Source organism: Rhizobium sp. YTU87027 (genome assembly GCF_050644135.1).
In the GTDB taxonomy this organism is placed as follows: domain Bacteria; phylum Pseudomonadota; class Alphaproteobacteria; order Rhizobiales; family Rhizobiaceae; genus Rhizobium.
On sequence record NZ_CP098440.1, the window covers coordinates 1,050,760 to 1,065,615 of the forward strand.

Annotated in this window: 16 protein-coding genes; 14 read left to right on the forward strand and 2 right to left on the reverse strand. The window is 59.0% G+C overall.

Features of this window, described 5'->3' with window-relative positions; all coding sequences use genetic code 11:
- Positions 1-124: 124 nt before the first annotated feature.
- On the forward strand, positions 125-4,336 hold the full coding sequence (gene rpoC / locus NBG89_RS05265) for a DNA-directed RNA polymerase subunit beta' (protein WP_431322002.1): 4,212 nt from the start codon (positions 125-127) through the stop codon (positions 4,334-4,336).
- 87 nt (positions 4,337-4,423) lie between these two features.
- On the opposite strand, the gene NBG89_RS05270 is transcribed toward rpoC, so the two are convergent.
- Both NBG89_RS05270 and NBG89_RS05275 read right to left on the reverse strand, forming a co-directional pair.
- Positions 4,424-4,852, reverse strand: coding sequence for an NUDIX hydrolase (locus tag NBG89_RS05270; protein ID WP_431322786.1), 429 nt, complete (start codon positions 4,850-4,852; stop codon positions 4,424-4,426).
- A gap of 7 nt (positions 4,853-4,859) precedes the next feature.
- Positions 4,860-5,153, reverse strand: coding sequence for a transcriptional regulator (locus NBG89_RS05275; RefSeq protein ID WP_088691786.1), 294 nt, complete (start codon positions 5,151-5,153; stop codon positions 4,860-4,862).
- 485 nt (positions 5,154-5,638) lie between these two features.
- On the opposite strand from NBG89_RS05275, the gene rpsL reads away from it, so the two are divergent.
- From rpsL to rplP, 13 genes are all read left to right on the forward strand, one after another.
- The gene (gene rpsL, locus NBG89_RS05280) at positions 5,639-6,010 is read left to right on the forward strand and encodes a 30S ribosomal protein S12 (RefSeq protein ID WP_003547537.1); all 372 of its coding nucleotides are present in this window, start codon (positions 5,639-5,641) and stop codon (positions 6,008-6,010) included.
- A gap of 77 nt (positions 6,011-6,087) precedes the next feature.
- Positions 6,088-6,558 (forward strand): 30S ribosomal protein S7, encoded by a 471-nt coding sequence (gene rpsG / locus NBG89_RS05285; RefSeq protein WP_007531641.1) that lies wholly within the window; start codon positions 6,088-6,090, stop codon positions 6,556-6,558.
- A gap of 29 nt (positions 6,559-6,587) precedes the next feature.
- Positions 6,588-8,687, forward strand: coding sequence for an elongation factor G (gene fusA / locus NBG89_RS05290; protein WP_088691787.1), 2,100 nt, complete (start codon positions 6,588-6,590; stop codon positions 8,685-8,687).
- Positions 8,688-8,756: 69 nt separating this feature from the next.
- The gene (gene tuf / locus NBG89_RS05295; protein ID WP_018857113.1) at positions 8,757-9,932 is read left to right on the forward strand and encodes an elongation factor Tu; all 1,176 of its coding nucleotides are present in this window, start codon (positions 8,757-8,759) and stop codon (positions 9,930-9,932) included.
- Between the two features lie 310 nt (positions 9,933-10,242).
- Complete coding sequence (gene rpsJ / locus NBG89_RS05300) at positions 10,243-10,551, forward strand: 30S ribosomal protein S10 (protein WP_003547547.1); 309 nt, start codon at positions 10,243-10,245, stop codon at positions 10,549-10,551.
- A 34-nt stretch (positions 10,552-10,585) separates the two neighbouring features.
- The gene (rplC, locus tag NBG89_RS05305; RefSeq protein WP_007531659.1) at positions 10,586-11,227 is read left to right on the forward strand and encodes a 50S ribosomal protein L3; all 642 of its coding nucleotides are present in this window, start codon (positions 10,586-10,588) and stop codon (positions 11,225-11,227) included.
- Between the two features lie 13 nt (positions 11,228-11,240).
- Positions 11,241-11,861, forward strand: a complete 621-nt coding sequence (gene rplD / locus NBG89_RS05310; protein ID WP_007531661.1) for a 50S ribosomal protein L4 — start codon at positions 11,241-11,243, stop codon at positions 11,859-11,861.
- Complete coding sequence (locus NBG89_RS05315) at positions 11,858-12,151, forward strand: 50S ribosomal protein L23 (RefSeq protein ID WP_007531663.1); 294 nt, start codon at positions 11,858-11,860, stop codon at positions 12,149-12,151. The genes rplD and NBG89_RS05315 overlap by 4 nt, the downstream gene beginning before the upstream one ends.
- Before the next feature lie 11 nt (positions 12,152-12,162).
- Positions 12,163-12,999 (forward strand): 50S ribosomal protein L2, encoded by an 837-nt coding sequence (gene rplB / locus NBG89_RS05320; protein WP_088691788.1) that lies wholly within the window; start codon positions 12,163-12,165, stop codon positions 12,997-12,999.
- 15 nt (positions 13,000-13,014) lie between these two features.
- Positions 13,015-13,293, forward strand: coding sequence for a 30S ribosomal protein S19 (gene rpsS / locus NBG89_RS05325; protein WP_007531666.1), 279 nt, complete (start codon positions 13,015-13,017; stop codon positions 13,291-13,293).
- Positions 13,294-13,295: 2 nt separating this feature from the next.
- The gene (rplV, locus tag NBG89_RS05330; protein ID WP_007531667.1) at positions 13,296-13,685 is read left to right on the forward strand and encodes a 50S ribosomal protein L22; all 390 of its coding nucleotides are present in this window, start codon (positions 13,296-13,298) and stop codon (positions 13,683-13,685) included.
- Entirely contained in the window at positions 13,685-14,404 is a 720-nt protein-coding gene (rpsC, locus tag NBG89_RS05335; protein ID WP_007531669.1) for a 30S ribosomal protein S3, read from the forward strand. The genes rplV and rpsC overlap by 1 nt, the downstream gene beginning before the upstream one ends.
- 36 nt (positions 14,405-14,440) lie before the next feature.
- Complete coding sequence (gene rplP / locus NBG89_RS05340) at positions 14,441-14,854, forward strand: 50S ribosomal protein L16 (protein ID WP_003573792.1); 414 nt, start codon at positions 14,441-14,443, stop codon at positions 14,852-14,854.
- The last annotated feature ends 2 nt before the right edge of the window (positions 14,855-14,856 follow it).

Below are 14,856 nucleotides of genomic sequence, written 5' to 3' on the forward strand. Positions count from 1 at the left end.
TCGGCCGGGCAGGGACGATTTCGCCGCATTCTGCGGTTATTGTCGTTTTGAGCGTTGGCGCGGCTCCCGGGATTTGCCGCCGTCCATGCAAGATAAGGGCGCATCGCCCATGAAGGAGACAGGCATGAACCAAGAGGTCATGAATCTTTTCAATCCGCAGGTGCCTGCACAGAACTTCGATTCCATCCGGATTTCGATTGCTTCTCCGGAGAAGATTCTTTCCTGGTCTTACGGTGAGATCAAGAAGCCGGAAACCATCAACTACCGTACGTTCAAGCCGGAACGCGACGGTCTCTTCTGCGCGCGTATCTTCGGACCGATCAAGGACTACGAGTGCCTGTGCGGCAAGTACAAGCGCATGAAGTACAAGGGCATCATCTGCGAAAAGTGCGGCGTCGAAGTCACGCTGTCGCGCGTTCGCCGTGAGCGCATGGGCCATATCGAGCTCGCAGCTCCCGTTGCCCACATCTGGTTCCTGAAGTCGCTGCCATCGCGCATCTCGACGCTGCTCGACATGACGCTGAAAGATGTAGAGCGCGTTCTCTACTTCGAAAACTACATCGTCACCGAGCCGGGTCTCACCGCCCTCAAGGAGCACCAGCTCCTCTCGGAAGAAGAGTACATGCTGGCCGTCGATGAATACGGCGAAGACCAGTTCACGGCGATGATCGGTGCTGAAGCCATCTACGAGATGCTGGCATCGATGAACCTCGAGAAGATCGCTGGCGATCTGCGCTCCGAGCTTGCCGACACCACGTCGGACCTCAAGCAGAAGAAGCTGATGAAGCGCCTGAAGATCGTTGAGAACTTCATGGAATCCGGCAACCGTCCGGAATGGATGATCATGAAGGTCGTTCCGGTGATCCCGCCAGACCTGCGTCCGCTGGTTCCGCTCGACGGCGGCCGTTTCGCGACGTCGGATCTGAACGATCTGTACCGCCGCGTTATCAACCGTAATAACCGTCTGAAGCGCCTGATCGAACTGCGCGCTCCGGGCATCATCATCCGTAACGAAAAGCGCATGCTGCAGGAATCTGTGGACGCGCTGTTCGACAACGGCCGTCGTGGCCGCGTCATCACCGGCGCCAACAAGCGTCCGCTGAAGTCGCTGTCCGACATGCTCAAGGGCAAGCAGGGCCGCTTCCGTCAGAACCTGCTCGGCAAGCGCGTCGACTATTCCGGCCGTTCGGTCATCGTGACCGGTCCGGAACTCAAGCTGCACCAGTGCGGTCTTCCGAAGAAGATGGCGCTCGAGCTCTTCAAGCCGTTCATCTATGCCCGCCTCGACGCGAAGGGTTATTCCTCGACCGTCAAACAGGCCAAGAAGCTGGTCGAGAAGGAAAAGCCTGAGGTTTGGGATATCCTCGACGAGGTCATCCGCGAGCATCCGGTTCTCCTGAACCGCGCACCGACGCTGCACCGCCTGGGCATCCAGGCCTTCGAACCGACCCTGGTCGAAGGCAAGGCCATCCAGCTGCACCCGCTCGTCTGCACGGCCTTCAACGCCGACTTCGACGGTGACCAGATGGCCGTTCACGTGCCGTTGTCGCTCGAAGCGCAGCTCGAAGCCCGCGTTCTGATGATGTCGACGAACAACATCCTGCACCCTGCAAACGGCGCACCGATCATCGTTCCGTCGCAGGACATGGTTCTCGGCCTGTACTACCTCGCGATCATGAACCAGAACGAGCCGGGCGAAGGTATGGCCTTCTCCGACCTCGGCGAACTGCACCATGCGCTCGAGACCAAGGTCGTTACGCTACACACCAAGATCCGTGGCCGCTTCAAGTCGATCGGCGAAGACGGCAAGCCGTACTCGAAGATCTATGAAACGACTCCGGGCCGCCTGCTCATCGGCGAACTCCTGCCGAAGAACGGCAAGGTCACCTTCGACGTCTGCAACCAGGAAATGACCAAGAAGAACATCTCTAAGATGATCGACACGGTCTACCGTCATTGCGGCCAGAAGGACACGGTCATCTTCTGCGACCGCATCATGCAGCTCGGCTTTGCCCATGCCTGCCGCGCCGGCATTTCGTTCGGCAAGGACGACATGGTCATTCCGGAAACCAAGGCAAAGATCGTCGGTGACACCGAAAACCTGGTCAAGGAATACGAGCAGCAGTACAACGACGGCCTGATCACTCAGGGCGAGAAGTACAACAAGGTCGTTGACGCCTGGGGCAAGGCAACCGAGAAGGTCGCTGAGGACATGATGGCCCGCATTAAGGCCGTCGAGTTCGATCCGAACACCGGTCGTCAGAAGCCGATGAACGCCATCTACATGATGTCGCACTCCGGTGCCCGTGGTTCTCCGAACCAGATGCGTCAGCTGGGCGGCATGCGTGGCCTCATGGCCAAGCCGTCGGGTGAAATCATCGAGACGCCGATCACGTCGAACTTCAAGGAAGGTCTGACCGTCAACGAGTACTTCAACTCGACCCACGGTGCCCGTAAGGGTCTCGCGGACACCGCTCTGAAGACGGCGAACTCGGGTTACCTGACCCGTCGTCTCGTCGACGTCGCGCAGGATTGCATCGTCAACCTTGTGGATTGCGGCACAGACAAGGGCCTCACCATGACCGCCATCGTCGATGCCGGTCAGGTCGTTGCCTCGCTCGGCGCGCGTATCCTCGGCCGTACGGCTCTTGACGATATCGATCATCCGGTCACCGGCGAGCGTCTTGTCGATGCTGGCAAGATGATCCTTGAGCCCGATGTCATCGAGATCGAAAAGGCTGGTATCCAGTCGATCCGCATTCGTTCGGCTCTGACCTGCGAAGTTCAGACCGGCGTTTGCTCGGTTTGCTACGGTCGCGACCTTGCACGCGGCACGCCCGTCAACATGGGCGAAGCAGTCGGTGTTATCGCGGCTCAGTCGATCGGCGAGCCGGGCACGCAGCTCACCATGCGTACGTTCCACCTTGGTGGCACTGCAAACGTGGTCGACCAGTCGTTCCTGGAAGCCTCGTATGAAGGTACGATCCAGATCAAGAACCGCAACGTTCTGCGCAACTCGGAGAACGTTCTGGTCGCGATGGGCCGCAACATGACCGTCCAGATCCTGGACGAGCGTGGTGTCGAGCGCTCCTCGCAGCGCGTTGCTTACGGTTCGAAGCTGCACGTCGACGAAGGCGACAGGGTCAAGCGCGGCCAGCGTCTGGCAGAGTGGGACCCCTACACCCGTCCGATGATGACGGAAGTGGCTGGTACCGTTCAGTTCGAAGACGTTATCGACGGTCTCTCGGTTCTCGAAGCGACCGACGAATCCACCGGTATCACCAAGCGTCAGGTTATCGACTGGCGTTCGACGCCGCGCGGTTCGGACCTCAAGCCGGCGATCGTCATCCTCGATGCCAGCGGCAACGTTGTTAAGCTGCCGCGCGGTGCCGATGCACGCTTCCAGCTGTCGGTCGATGCGATCCTGTCGGTCGAGCCTGGTCAGAAGGTTTCCCAGGGTGACGTGCTTGCGCGTTCGCCGCTGGAAAGCGCCAAGACCAAGGACATCACCGGTGGTCTGCCGCGTGTTGCCGAACTGTTCGAAGCTCGTCGTCCGAAGGACCACGCCATCATCGCTGAGATCGATGGTACGATCCGCCTTGGCCGTGACTATAAGAACAAGCGTCGCGTCATCATCGAACCGGCGGAAGACGGTGTCGAACCTGTCGAATACCTGATCCCGAAGGGCAAGCCCTTCCACCTTCAGGAAGGTGACTACATCGAAAAGGGTGATTATATCCTCGACGGTAACCCGGCTCCGCACGACATCCTGGCGATCAAGGGCGTCGAAGCTCTGGCTTCGTACCTCGTCAACGAAATCCAGGAAGTCTATCGCTTGCAGGGCGTTGTCATCAACGACAAGCACATCGAAGTGATTGTCCGCCAGATGCTGCAGAAGGTGGAAATCACCGATGCCGGCGACTCGACCTACATCGTCGGCGACAACGTCGATCGTATCGAGCTCGAAGACGTCAACGACGCGCTGATCGAACAGGGCAAGAAGCCTGCCTATGGCGATCCGGTTCTGCTGGGTATCACCAAGGCGTCGCTGCAGACTCCGTCCTTCATCTCCGCGGCTTCCTTCCAGGAAACCACGAAGGTGCTGACGGAAGCTGCGATCGCCGGCAAGACCGATGGTTTGCAGGGTCTGAAGGAAAACGTCATCGTCGGTCGCCTGATCCCGGCCGGTACCGGTGGCACGATGACCCAGATCCGCCGTATCGCTACGTCGCGTGACGAGCTGATCCTCGAAGAACGCCGCAAAGGCACGGGCGCCGATGTCGCCACGCCGATGCTGCAGGATCTCGCAGGCGAGAGCGCACCGGCTGCCGAATAATCGGCAGCTTGGTTCTGAGAAATTGAAAAGCCGCCCGGAGCGATCCGGGCGGCTTTTGCTTTAGGTTCGTTATCGCTACGAGTAGGCTTAGCTAAGCAGCGGTAATCCATGCTCCATGCCATAGCCAAGCCGACTTTGGGCGTCGTCGAAGCCGAGCCAGAAGAAACGGAACAGAATTGGACCTCCGCCGCCGAAAGGCGTCATTTCTCGATGCTGCCAGGTGACGGGGTGGTCGCCTTCAAGGCGAATGTGGAAGTAGTGCCGCCGATGGCGGACTTTTGCACCGTCCTTGGAAAAGCGATAGTCGTGGACGGTGAGCGGAGTGAGGGGAGTTGCGGGTCGGATCCCGGTCTCTTCAGAGAATTCCCGAAAAGCCGCGGCGTTGATATCTTCGCCGATCTCTACCGTGCCGCCCGGAACCTGAAGCTCGACCTCGGGAAAGTCGGGCTCATCGAAAACCAGGAGCCGGTCGCGCCAGGTCGCATAGATCAGCACCTTGAGCGCATCCGGCTTCATCGCTGCTTCAGCTGAAGCGGATGATCGCGACTTCGCCATCGACGGCGCCCTGATAGGCGGAGGCATGCGGCTCCTCTTCCGGGACCTCGGTCAGCATGCCGATCTGATCGAGATCGGCCTCGATGAAGCCTTCCTCGGCGAGGGCGTTCAGAGCTTCCCGCACAGCACTGTCGTCGTCGGCGGCCTTGAGCATGATGTGGAGGTCGACACCCTCGCTGTTGTCGGACTCGTAGCCCTTGCCGATGATGATGAAGACCATCGGGCCTTCGGAATTGTTGTCGTTGTCGGGGGCAGTAATCATCGGATGTCCTTCGATTCGAGATTTGAATCTGATTTCATGCGCTTAGCGTCTGCAATCGGTGATTCCATAGCGGCTTTTTGTTGCAATGCCCAAGTTTATCTTGCCGTGCTGCGGTCAATTCGCCTAAAAGCCCCCAAAGAGGGTGTAATGGCCCGGTTTCAAGGCGTTCAGCCGAAGTTTATTTCTTAACGGCCTTGACGAGACGACGGGAAACCAGTAGTACCCGCGCCATCCGGACCCATGTGAGGCATGGCCATTCGGGGCGACGCGCCCCGGAGATCACCTCAAACAAGGTTCGAAACGCACGTTGAAGATATGATGCCTGCACGCATGACGCATGTCTTTTGCGTCCTCTGCTCTCAGTGGTCCATCTGCGAAAGCGGATCGGGCCACGTTTTGCGCATTGAGACAAGCGTGTGGTCTTGCCGGAGACGGCGCGAGTTACGCCCGCAAGGGATTGAGATATAAACGTAAGGGATGGTTGAATGCCTACCGTAAACCAGCTTATCCGCAAGCCGCGTCAGGCGAACGTAAAGCGTAATAAGGTTCCTGCTCTGCAGGAAAACCCACAGAAGCGCGGCGTTTGCACCCGCGTTTACACGACGACCCCGAAGAAGCCGAACTCGGCTCTCCGTAAGGTCGCAAAGATCCGTCTGACCAATGGCTTCGAAGTCATCGGCTACATCCCGGGCGAAGGTCACAACCTTCAGGAGCACTCTGTCGTCATGATCCGTGGCGGCCGCGTTAAGGACCTTCCGGGTGTTCGTTATCACATCATCCGCGGCGTTCTCGATACCCAGGGTGTCAAGAACCGCAAGCAGCGCCGTTCGAAGTACGGTGCGAAGCGTCCGAAGTAATTCGGTTTTGAAATCCCGGCGCTGCGCGAGGTCCTCCGCGTGGTAGAGCGCCTTTAACAGTTGAAGAGACGAGAAGTATGTCCAGACGTCACAGAGCAGAAAAGCGCGAGATCAACCCGGACCCGAAGTTCGGAGATCTGGTTGTAACCAAGTTCATGAATGCAATCATGCTTGACGGCAAGAAGTCTGTCGCAGAGAGCATTGTATACGGCGCATTCGACGCCGTGCAGGGTAAATCCAAGCAGGAGCCGCTCGGCGTGTTCCATCAGGCTCTGGATAACGTTGCTCCGCACGTTGAAGTTCGTTCGCGCCGCGTTGGTGGTGCAACCTATCAGGTTCCGGTTGATGTTCGTCCAGAGCGCCGTCAGGCTCTGGCCATCCGCTGGCTGATCGCTGCCGCGCGTAAGCGCAACGAAACGACCATGGTCGATCGACTGTCGGGCGAGCTTCTCGATGCATCCAACAACCGTGGTTCCGCGGTCAAGAAGCGCGAAGACACGCACAAGATGGCTGATGCCAACCGTGCGTTCTCGCATTATCGCTGGTAATCCCGAACGGGTTCGAAAGGCAGTCCACAATGGCTCGCGAATATAAAATCGAAGACTACCGAAATTTCGGTATTATGGCGCACATCGACGCCGGCAAGACGACGACGACGGAGCGTATTCTTTACTACACCGGCAAGTCGCACAAGATCGGCGAAGTGCACGATGGCGCGGCCACGATGGACTGGATGGAGCAGGAGCAGGAGCGTGGCATCACGATCACCTCGGCTGCCACCACGACCTTCTGGAAGGGCCGTGACGGCAAGATGCGCCGCTTCAACATCATCGACACCCCCGGCCACGTTGACTTCACCATCGAAGTCGAGCGTTCGCTGCGCGTTCTCGACGGTGCTATTGCTCTTCTCGACGCCAACGCCGGCGTTGAGCCGCAGACGGAAACCGTCTGGCGTCAGGCTGAGAAGTACAACGTTCCGCGTATGATCTTCTGCAACAAGATGGACAAGACCGGCGCAGACTTCTACCGCTCGGTTGAGATGATCAAGACCCGTCTCGGAGCAACGGCTGTCGTCATGCAGCTTCCGATCGGCGCAGAAACTGAGTTCAAAGGCGTCGTCGATCTGATCGAGATGAATGCTCTCGTCTGGCGCGATGAATCGCTCGGCGCCCAGTGGGACGTCGTCGAAATCCCTGAGGACATGAAGGCGAAGGCTGAAGAATATCGCGAAAAACTGATCGAGACCGTTGTCGAGATCGACGAAGCCGCGATGGAAGCCTACCTTGAAGGCAACATGCCTGACAACGATCAGATCCGCGCGCTCGTTCGCCGCGGCACGATTGACGTCAAGTTCCACCCGATGTTCTGCGGTACTGCCTTCAAGAACAAGGGCGTTCAGCCTCTGCTCGACGCCGTCGTCGACTACCTGCCGTCGCCGCTCGACATTCCGGCGATCAAGGGCATCGACTTCAAGACCGAAGCGGAAATCGAGCGTCATGCGGACGATTCCGAACCGCTTTCGATGCTCGCGTTCAAGATCATGAACGACCCCTTCGTCGGTTCGCTCACCTTCGCACGCATCTACTCCGGCAAGCTCGAAAAGGGCTCGTCGGTCATGAACACGGTCAAGGACAAGCGCGAGCGCGTCGGCCGTATGCTGCAGATGCACTCGAACTCGCGCGAAGACATTGAAGAAGCCTTTGCAGGCGATATCGTCGCTCTCGCTGGCTTGAAGGAAACCACCACGGGTGACACGCTCTGCGATCCGCTGAAGCCTGTTATTCTCGAGCGCATGGAATTCCCCGAGCCGGTCATTCAGATCGCGATCGAGCCGAAGTCCAAGGGCGACCAGGAAAAGATGGGCCTCGCGCTCAATCGCCTGGCTGCTGAAGACCCGTCCTTCCGCGTCAAGACCGACCAGGAATCCGGCCAGACGATCATCGCCGGCATGGGCGAACTTCACCTCGACATCATCGTTGACCGTATGCGTCGCGAGTTCAAGGTTGAAGCAAACGTCGGTGCTCCGCAGGTCGCTTACCGCGAAACCATCACGCGTCAGCACGAAGAAGACTACACGCACAAGAAGCAGTCCGGTGGTACCGGTCAGTTCGCGCGCGTCAAGATCGTTTTCGAACCGAACCCGGATGGCGAAGACTTCAAGTTCGAATCCAAGATCGTCGGCGGTGCTGTTCCGAAGGAATACATCCCGGGCGTTCAGAAGGGTATTGAAAGCGTTCTGTCCTCCGGTCCGCTGGCTGGCTTCCCGATGCTCGGCGTCAAGGCGACGCTCATCGATGGTGCCTTCCACGACGTCGACTCGTCGGTTCTGGCGTTCGAAATCGCTTCGCGTGCTTGCTTCCGTGAAGCAGCCAAGAAGGCCGGCGCTCAGCTCCTCGAGCCGATGATGAAGGTCGAAGTCGTAACGCCGGAAGACTACGTCGGCGACGTTATCGGCGACCTGAACTCTCGCCGTGGTCAGATCCAGGGCCAGGAAAGCCGTGGTATCGCCGTCGTTATCAGCGCCAACGTTCCGCTGGCGAACATGTTCAAGTACGTCGATAACCTGCGCTCAATGTCGCAGGGCCGTGCTCAGTACACGATGACCTTCGATCACTACGCGCCGGTCCCGTCGAACGTCGCAACGGAAATCCAGGCAAAGTATTCCGGTCAGAAGTGACCGGAATACCAATTGACCGATAACAAGAATTAGATCCCTCAGGGGACCTTAAAAGAGTGGAGAGCCCACATGGCAAAGAGTAAGTTTGAGCGCAACAAGCCGCATGTTAACATCGGCACGATCGGCCACGTTGACCACGGCAAGACGTCTCTGACGGCAGCGATCACGAAGTATTTCGGCGAGTTCAAGGCGTACGACCAGATCGACGCGGCTCCGGAAGAAAAGGCCCGCGGCATCACGATCTCGACGGCACACGTCGAGTATGAGACCCCGAACCGCCACTATGCCCACGTTGACTGCCCCGGCCACGCCGACTACGTCAAGAACATGATCACCGGTGCTGCCCAGATGGACGGCGCGATCCTGGTTTGCTCGGCAGCTGACGGCCCGATGCCGCAGACCCGCGAGCACATCCTGCTCGCTCGTCAGGTTGGCGTTCCGGCAATCGTCGTGTTCCTCAACAAGGTCGACCAGGTTGACGACGCCGAGCTTCTCGAGCTCGTCGAGCTGGAAGTTCGCGAACTGCTGTCGTCCTACGACTTCCCGGGCGACGACATTCCGGTCATCAAGGGCTCGGCTCTGGCCGCTCTCGAAGACAGCGACAAGAAGATCGGCGAAGACGCGATCCGCGAGCTGATGGCTGCTGTTGACGCCTACATCCCGACGCCGGAGCGTCCGATCGACCAGCCGTTCCTGATGCCGATCGAAGACGTGTTCTCGATCTCCGGCCGTGGTACGGTTGTGACGGGCCGCGTTGAGCGTGGTATCGTCAAGGTTGGCGAAGAAGTCGAAATCGTCGGTATCCGTCCGACCTCGAAGACGACGGTGACCGGCGTTGAAATGTTCCGCAAGCTGCTCGACCAGGGCCAGGCTGGCGACAACATCGGTGCTCTCGTTCGCGGTGTGAACCGTGACGGCGTCGAGCGTGGTCAGATCCTGTGCAAGCCGGGCTCTGTCAAGCCGCACAAGAAGTTCAAGGCCGAAGCCTACATCCTGACGAAGGAAGAAGGCGGCCGTCATACGCCGTTCTTCACCAACTACCGTCCGCAGTTCTACTTCCGCACGACGGACGTCACGGGTATCGTCACCCTGCCGGAAGGCACGGAAATGGTCATGCCTGGCGACAATGTCACGGTTGACGTCGAGCTGATCGTTCCGATCGCGATGGAAGAAAAGCTGCGCTTCGCGATCCGCGAAGGCGGCCGTACCGTCGGCGCAGGCATCGTCGCCTCCATCGTCGAGTAATCTTCGACCGGCCGCTTCATTCGGAGCGGCCGATTCGATGACATTATTATGAAGCAAGCGGCTCTAGCCGCTTGCTTATTACAGAGAAATGTTGCAAATGGCGCGCGAGCGCGATTTGCGCCCTGCTTCGTTCATTGGAGCGGGTGACTACAACAAACAATAAGGTGGGCCGTAAGGCCTGAAGACTAGATAGGGATGCCGCATTCCGGTGTCCCTCTCGATCTTTGAAACCGGTGGTCCGCCTTAGGAAAAAGAACAACCCGTGTCTGCCCAACAGGCACGTGGGAAACAAACACAAGGATAACGTCGAATGAACGGCCAAAATATCCGCATTCGCCTGAAGGCGTTCGATCACCGGATTCTCGATGCTTCTACGCGCGAGATCGTGTCGACGGCGAAGCGCACCGGTGCTAGCGTCCGGGGCCCCGTTCCGCTTCCGACTCGCATCGAGAAGTTTACGGTCAACCGGTCCCCACACATCGACAAGAAGAGCCGCGAGCAGTTCGAGATGCGCACGCATAAGCGCCTTCTCGACATCGTTGACCCGACGCCGCAGACGGTAGACGCGCTGATGAAGCTCGATCTCGCCGCTGGTGTCGATGTTGAGATCAAGCTCTGAGCCCCGCTCGAGCTGAGTTGGAAGGATTGAACCGATGCGTTCAGGTGTGATTGCACAGAAGGTGGGCATGACCCGCGTCTACAACGACGCTGGCGAACATGTTCCGGTAACAGTACTGCGCATGGAAGGCTGCCAGGTTGTGGCCCAGCGCACAGTAGAAAAGAACGGCTACGCCGCAGTTCAGCTCGGTGCTGGCACGGCGAAGGTCAAGAATACGTCGAAGGCGATGCGCGGCAATTTTGCTGTCGCCAACGTCGAGCCGAAGGCTAAGCTCGCTGAATTCCGCGTGTCGGAAGACAACCTCCTCGAGGTTGGTACCGAGCTCAAGGCGGGTCACTTCGCAGCTGGTCAGCTCGTCGATGTGACGGGTACGACGATCGGTAAGGGCTTTGCGGGTGCTATGAAGCGCCACGGTTTCGGCGGTCTTCGCGCCACGCACGGTGTGTCCGTTTCGCACCGCTCGCATGGTTCGACGGGTTCGCGCCAGGATCCGGGCAAGGTTTTCAAGAACAAAAAGATGGCTGGTCACATGGGCCAGACGCGCGTAACGACTCAGAACCTTGAAGTGGTTTCGACCGACGAAGATCGTGGTCTGATCCTGATCAAGGGTGCAGTGCCCGGTTCCAAGGGTGCCTGGATCATCGTGCGCGACGCCGTCAAGTCGGCCGCGAAGTAAGGGAGCCAGACCAATGGAATTCAACGTCAAGACCCTCGAGGGAAAAGACGCAGGGAAGGTTTCTCTTTCTGACGCGATTTTCGGCCTTGAGCCCCGCGAAGACATTCTTGCCCGCGTGATCCGCTGGCAGCTTGCCAAGAAGCAGCAGGGCACGCACCAGGCAAAGGGCCGCGCGGACGTTTCGCGCACCGGCGCCAAGATGTACAAGCAGAAGGGTACGGGCCGCGCTCGTCACCATTCGGCTCGCGCTCCGCAGTTCCGCGGCGGTGGTAAGGCACACGGCCCGGTCGCTCGCAGCCACGAACACGACCTTCCCAAGAAGGTTCGCGCTCTCGGCCTGCGTCACGCCCTCTCGGCCAAGCTGAAGTCCGACGATGTCATCATCATCGACAGCCTGGTTGCTGCAGAAGCAAAGACCAAGGCACTGGCATCTGCTTTCGAGACGCTCGGCCTGACCAATGCGCTCTTCATCGGTGGCGCTGAACTTGATGGCAACTTCAAGCTCGCAGCTCAGAACATCCCGAACATCGATGTTCTGCCGATCCAGGGCATCAACGTTTACGACATCGTGCGCCGCGGCAAGCTCGTGCTTTCCAAGGCTGCCGTCGAAGCTCTAGAGGAGCGTTTCAAGTGACCGACCTTCGCCACTATGATGTGATCGTCTCGCCGGCGATCACCGAAAAGTCCACGCTGGTATCGGAAAACAACCAGGTTGTTTTCAACGTCGCCAAGAAGGCGTCGAAGCCGGAAATCAAGGCTGCAGTCGAGGCGCTGTTCGGCGTCAAGGTCACGGCCGTCAACACTCTGCTCCGCAAGGGCAAGACCAAGCGTTTCCGCGGTTTTGTCGGCAAGCAGCAGGACGTGAAGAAGGCAGTCGTAACGCTGGCTGAAGGCCAGACGATCGACGTCTCCACCGGTCTCTGAGGAATAAAAAGATGGCATTGAAAACATTCAATCCTACGACCCCGAGCCAGCGTCAGCTGGTCATCGTCGACCGCTCCGGCCTCTACAAGGGCAAGCCGGTCAAGGCGCTGACGGAAGGTCTGACCAAGAGCGGCGGTCGTAACAACCTCGGCCGCATCACCGCCCGCTTCATCGGCGGCGGTCACAAGCGCACGTACCGTCTGGTCGACTTCAAGCGTCGCAAGTTCGACGTTGAAGGCACTGTCGAGCGTATCGAATACGATCCGAACCGTACGGCTTTCATCGCGCTGGTGACCTATGCTGACGGCGAGAAGGCCTACATCCTCGCTCCGCAGCGTCTCGCTGCCGGCGACAAGGTCATCTCTTCGGAGAAGGCTGTCGACGTGAAGCCAGGCAACACCATGCCGCTGCAGTTCATCCCGGTCGGCTCCATCATCCACAACGTGGAAATGAAGCCGGGCAAGGGTGGCCAGATCGCACGTTCGGCTGGCGGTTACGCACAGCTCGTCGGCCGCGACCAGGGCATGGCGATCCTTCGCCTGAACTCCGGTGAACAGCGCCTCGTGCACGGCACTTGCCTTGCTTCGATCGGTGCGGTTTCGAACCCGGATCACGCCAACATCAACGACGGCAAGGCCGGTCGTACCGTTTGGCGCGGCAAGCGTCCGCACAACCGCGGTGTTGTCATGAACCCAGTCGACCACCCGCACGGCGGTGGTGAAGGCCGTACCTCTGGTGGCCGTCACCCGGTTACTCCGTGGGGTAAGCCGACCAAGGGCAAGCGCACCCGGTCGAACAAGTCGACCGACAAGATGATCATGCGCTCGCGTCATCAGCGTAAGAAGTAAGAGAGGAAGTCTCCAATGGCTCGTTCAGTATGGAAAGGTCCGTTCGTTGACGGCTATCTTCTCAAGAAGGCTGAGAAGGTTCGTGAAGGCGGACGTGCAGAAGTAATCAAGATCTGGAGCCGTCGCTCCACGATCCTGCCGCAGTTCGTCGGTCTCACCTTCGGCGTCTACAACGGTAGCAAGCATGTTCCGGTCAGCGTCAATGAAGACATGGTCGGTCACAAATTCGGTGAATTCTCTCCGACCCGGACCTACTACGGTCACGGTGCGGACAAGAAGGCAAAGAGGAAGTAACAATGGGCAAGGCAAAAGCCGAACGCCGGCTGAAGGACAACGAGGCGCAAGCAGTCGCCCGCACGCTCCGCGTCAGCCCACAGAAGCTCAACCTCGTTGCCGCGGCTATCCGCGGCAAGAAGGTCGATCGTGCACTCGCTGAGCTGGAATTCTCCCGCAAGCGCATCGCAGGCGCCGTCAAGAAGACGCTCGAATCTGCGATCGCAAACGCTGAGAACAACCACGATCTCGACGTTGACACGCTGGTCGTCGCAGAAGCCTACGTCGGCAAGTCGATCGTCATGAAGCGTTTCCACGCTCGTGGCCGTGGCCGTGCATCTCGCATCGAGAAGCCGTTCGCGCACCTCACGATCGTTGTCCGCGAAGTGCAGGCACAAGAGGAGGCCGCATAATGGGTCAGAAAATTAATCCAATCGGTTTCCGTCTTGGCATCAACCGTACCTGGGATAGCCGCTGGTTCGCGGACAATGCCGAGTACGGCCAGCTGCTGCACGAAGACCTGAAGATGCGCAAGTTCGTCATGAGCGAACTGAAGCAGGCCGGTATCGCCAAGGTGGTCATCGAGCGTCCGCACAAGAAGTGCCGCGTCACGATCCACTCGGCTCGTCCGGGCCTGATCATCGGCAAGAAGGGCGCAGACATCGACAAGCTCCGCAAGAAGCTGTCGGAGATGACGAATTCCGAAACGCACCTCAACATCGTTGAAGTTCGCAAGCCGGAAGTCGACGCTACGCTCGTTGCACAGTCGATCGCTCAGCAGCTCGAGCGTCGTGTTGCTTTCCGTCGCGCCATGAAGCGTGCCGTTCAGTCTGCAATGCGTCTTGGCGCCGAAGGCATCAAGATCACCTGCGCAGGCCGTCTCGGCGGTGCTGAAATCGCTCGTACGGAGTGGTACCGCGAAGGTCGCGTTCCGCTGCACACGCTGCGCGCTGACATCGACTACGGTACGGCTGAAGCGGAAACCGCTTTCGGCATCTGCGGCATCAAGGTTTGGATCTTCAAGGGCGAAATCCTTGAGCACGATCCGATGGCCTCCGAGCGCCGCGCACTCGAGGGTGACGCTCAGGGTCCGGCAAGCCGCGACCGCGATCGTCGCCGCGACAACGCTTAATAGCGTTGGTGGCAGATAAGTTCGGAGAATAAGAAAATGTTGCAGCCAAAGCGTACCAAGTACCGCAAGCAATTTAAGGGCCGCATCAAGGGCGTCGCCAAGGGTGGTTCTGACCTGGCCTTCGGCGAATTCGGCCTTAAGGCTCAAGAGCCGAACCGCGTCAATGCACGCGAGATCGAAGCGGCCCGCCGCGCGATCACGCGTTACATGAAGCGCGCCGGCCGTGTATGGATCCGCGTGTTCCCGGATGTTCCGGTAACCGCAAAGCCGACCGAAGTCCGTATGGGTAAGGGCAAGGGCTCTGTCGAATACTGGGCATGCAAGGTCAAGCCAGGCCGTATGATGTTCGAAATCGACGGCGTCAGCGAAGAAATCGCTCGTGAAGCGCTTCGCCTCGGCTCTGCCAAGCTCTCGGTCAAGACGCGCTTCGTTCAGCGCATTGCAGAGTAAGG

Bases quoted from the DNA above. Each gene is read 5' to 3' on its own strand.
- rpoC (WP_431322002.1), top strand. From the start codon at position 125: ATGAACCAAGAGGTCATGAATCTTTTCAATCCGCAGGTGCCTGCACAG.
- NBG89_RS05270 (WP_431322786.1), bottom strand. From the start codon at position 4,852: ATGAAGCCGGATGCGCTCAAGGTGCTGATCTATGCGACCTGGCGCGAC.
- NBG89_RS05275 (WP_088691786.1), bottom strand. From the start codon at position 5,153: ATGATTACTGCCCCCGACAACGACAACAATTCCGAAGGCCCGATGGTC.
- rpsL (WP_003547537.1), top strand. From the start codon at position 5,639: ATGCCTACCGTAAACCAGCTTATCCGCAAGCCGCGTCAGGCGAACGTA.
- rpsG (WP_007531641.1), top strand. From the start codon at position 6,088: ATGTCCAGACGTCACAGAGCAGAAAAGCGCGAGATCAACCCGGACCCG.
- fusA (WP_088691787.1), top strand. From the start codon at position 6,588: ATGGCTCGCGAATATAAAATCGAAGACTACCGAAATTTCGGTATTATG.
- tuf (WP_018857113.1), top strand. From the start codon at position 8,757: ATGGCAAAGAGTAAGTTTGAGCGCAACAAGCCGCATGTTAACATCGGC.
- rpsJ (WP_003547547.1), top strand. From the start codon at position 10,243: ATGAACGGCCAAAATATCCGCATTCGCCTGAAGGCGTTCGATCACCGG.
- rplC (WP_007531659.1), top strand. From the start codon at position 10,586: ATGCGTTCAGGTGTGATTGCACAGAAGGTGGGCATGACCCGCGTCTAC.
- rplD (WP_007531661.1), top strand. From the start codon at position 11,241: ATGGAATTCAACGTCAAGACCCTCGAGGGAAAAGACGCAGGGAAGGTT.
- rplB (WP_088691788.1), top strand. From the start codon at position 12,163: ATGGCATTGAAAACATTCAATCCTACGACCCCGAGCCAGCGTCAGCTG.
- rpsS (WP_007531666.1), top strand. From the start codon at position 13,015: ATGGCTCGTTCAGTATGGAAAGGTCCGTTCGTTGACGGCTATCTTCTC.
- rplV (WP_007531667.1), top strand. From the start codon at position 13,296: ATGGGCAAGGCAAAAGCCGAACGCCGGCTGAAGGACAACGAGGCGCAA.
- rpsC (WP_007531669.1), top strand. From the start codon at position 13,685: ATGGGTCAGAAAATTAATCCAATCGGTTTCCGTCTTGGCATCAACCGT.
- rplP (WP_003573792.1), top strand. From the start codon at position 14,441: ATGTTGCAGCCAAAGCGTACCAAGTACCGCAAGCAATTTAAGGGCCGC.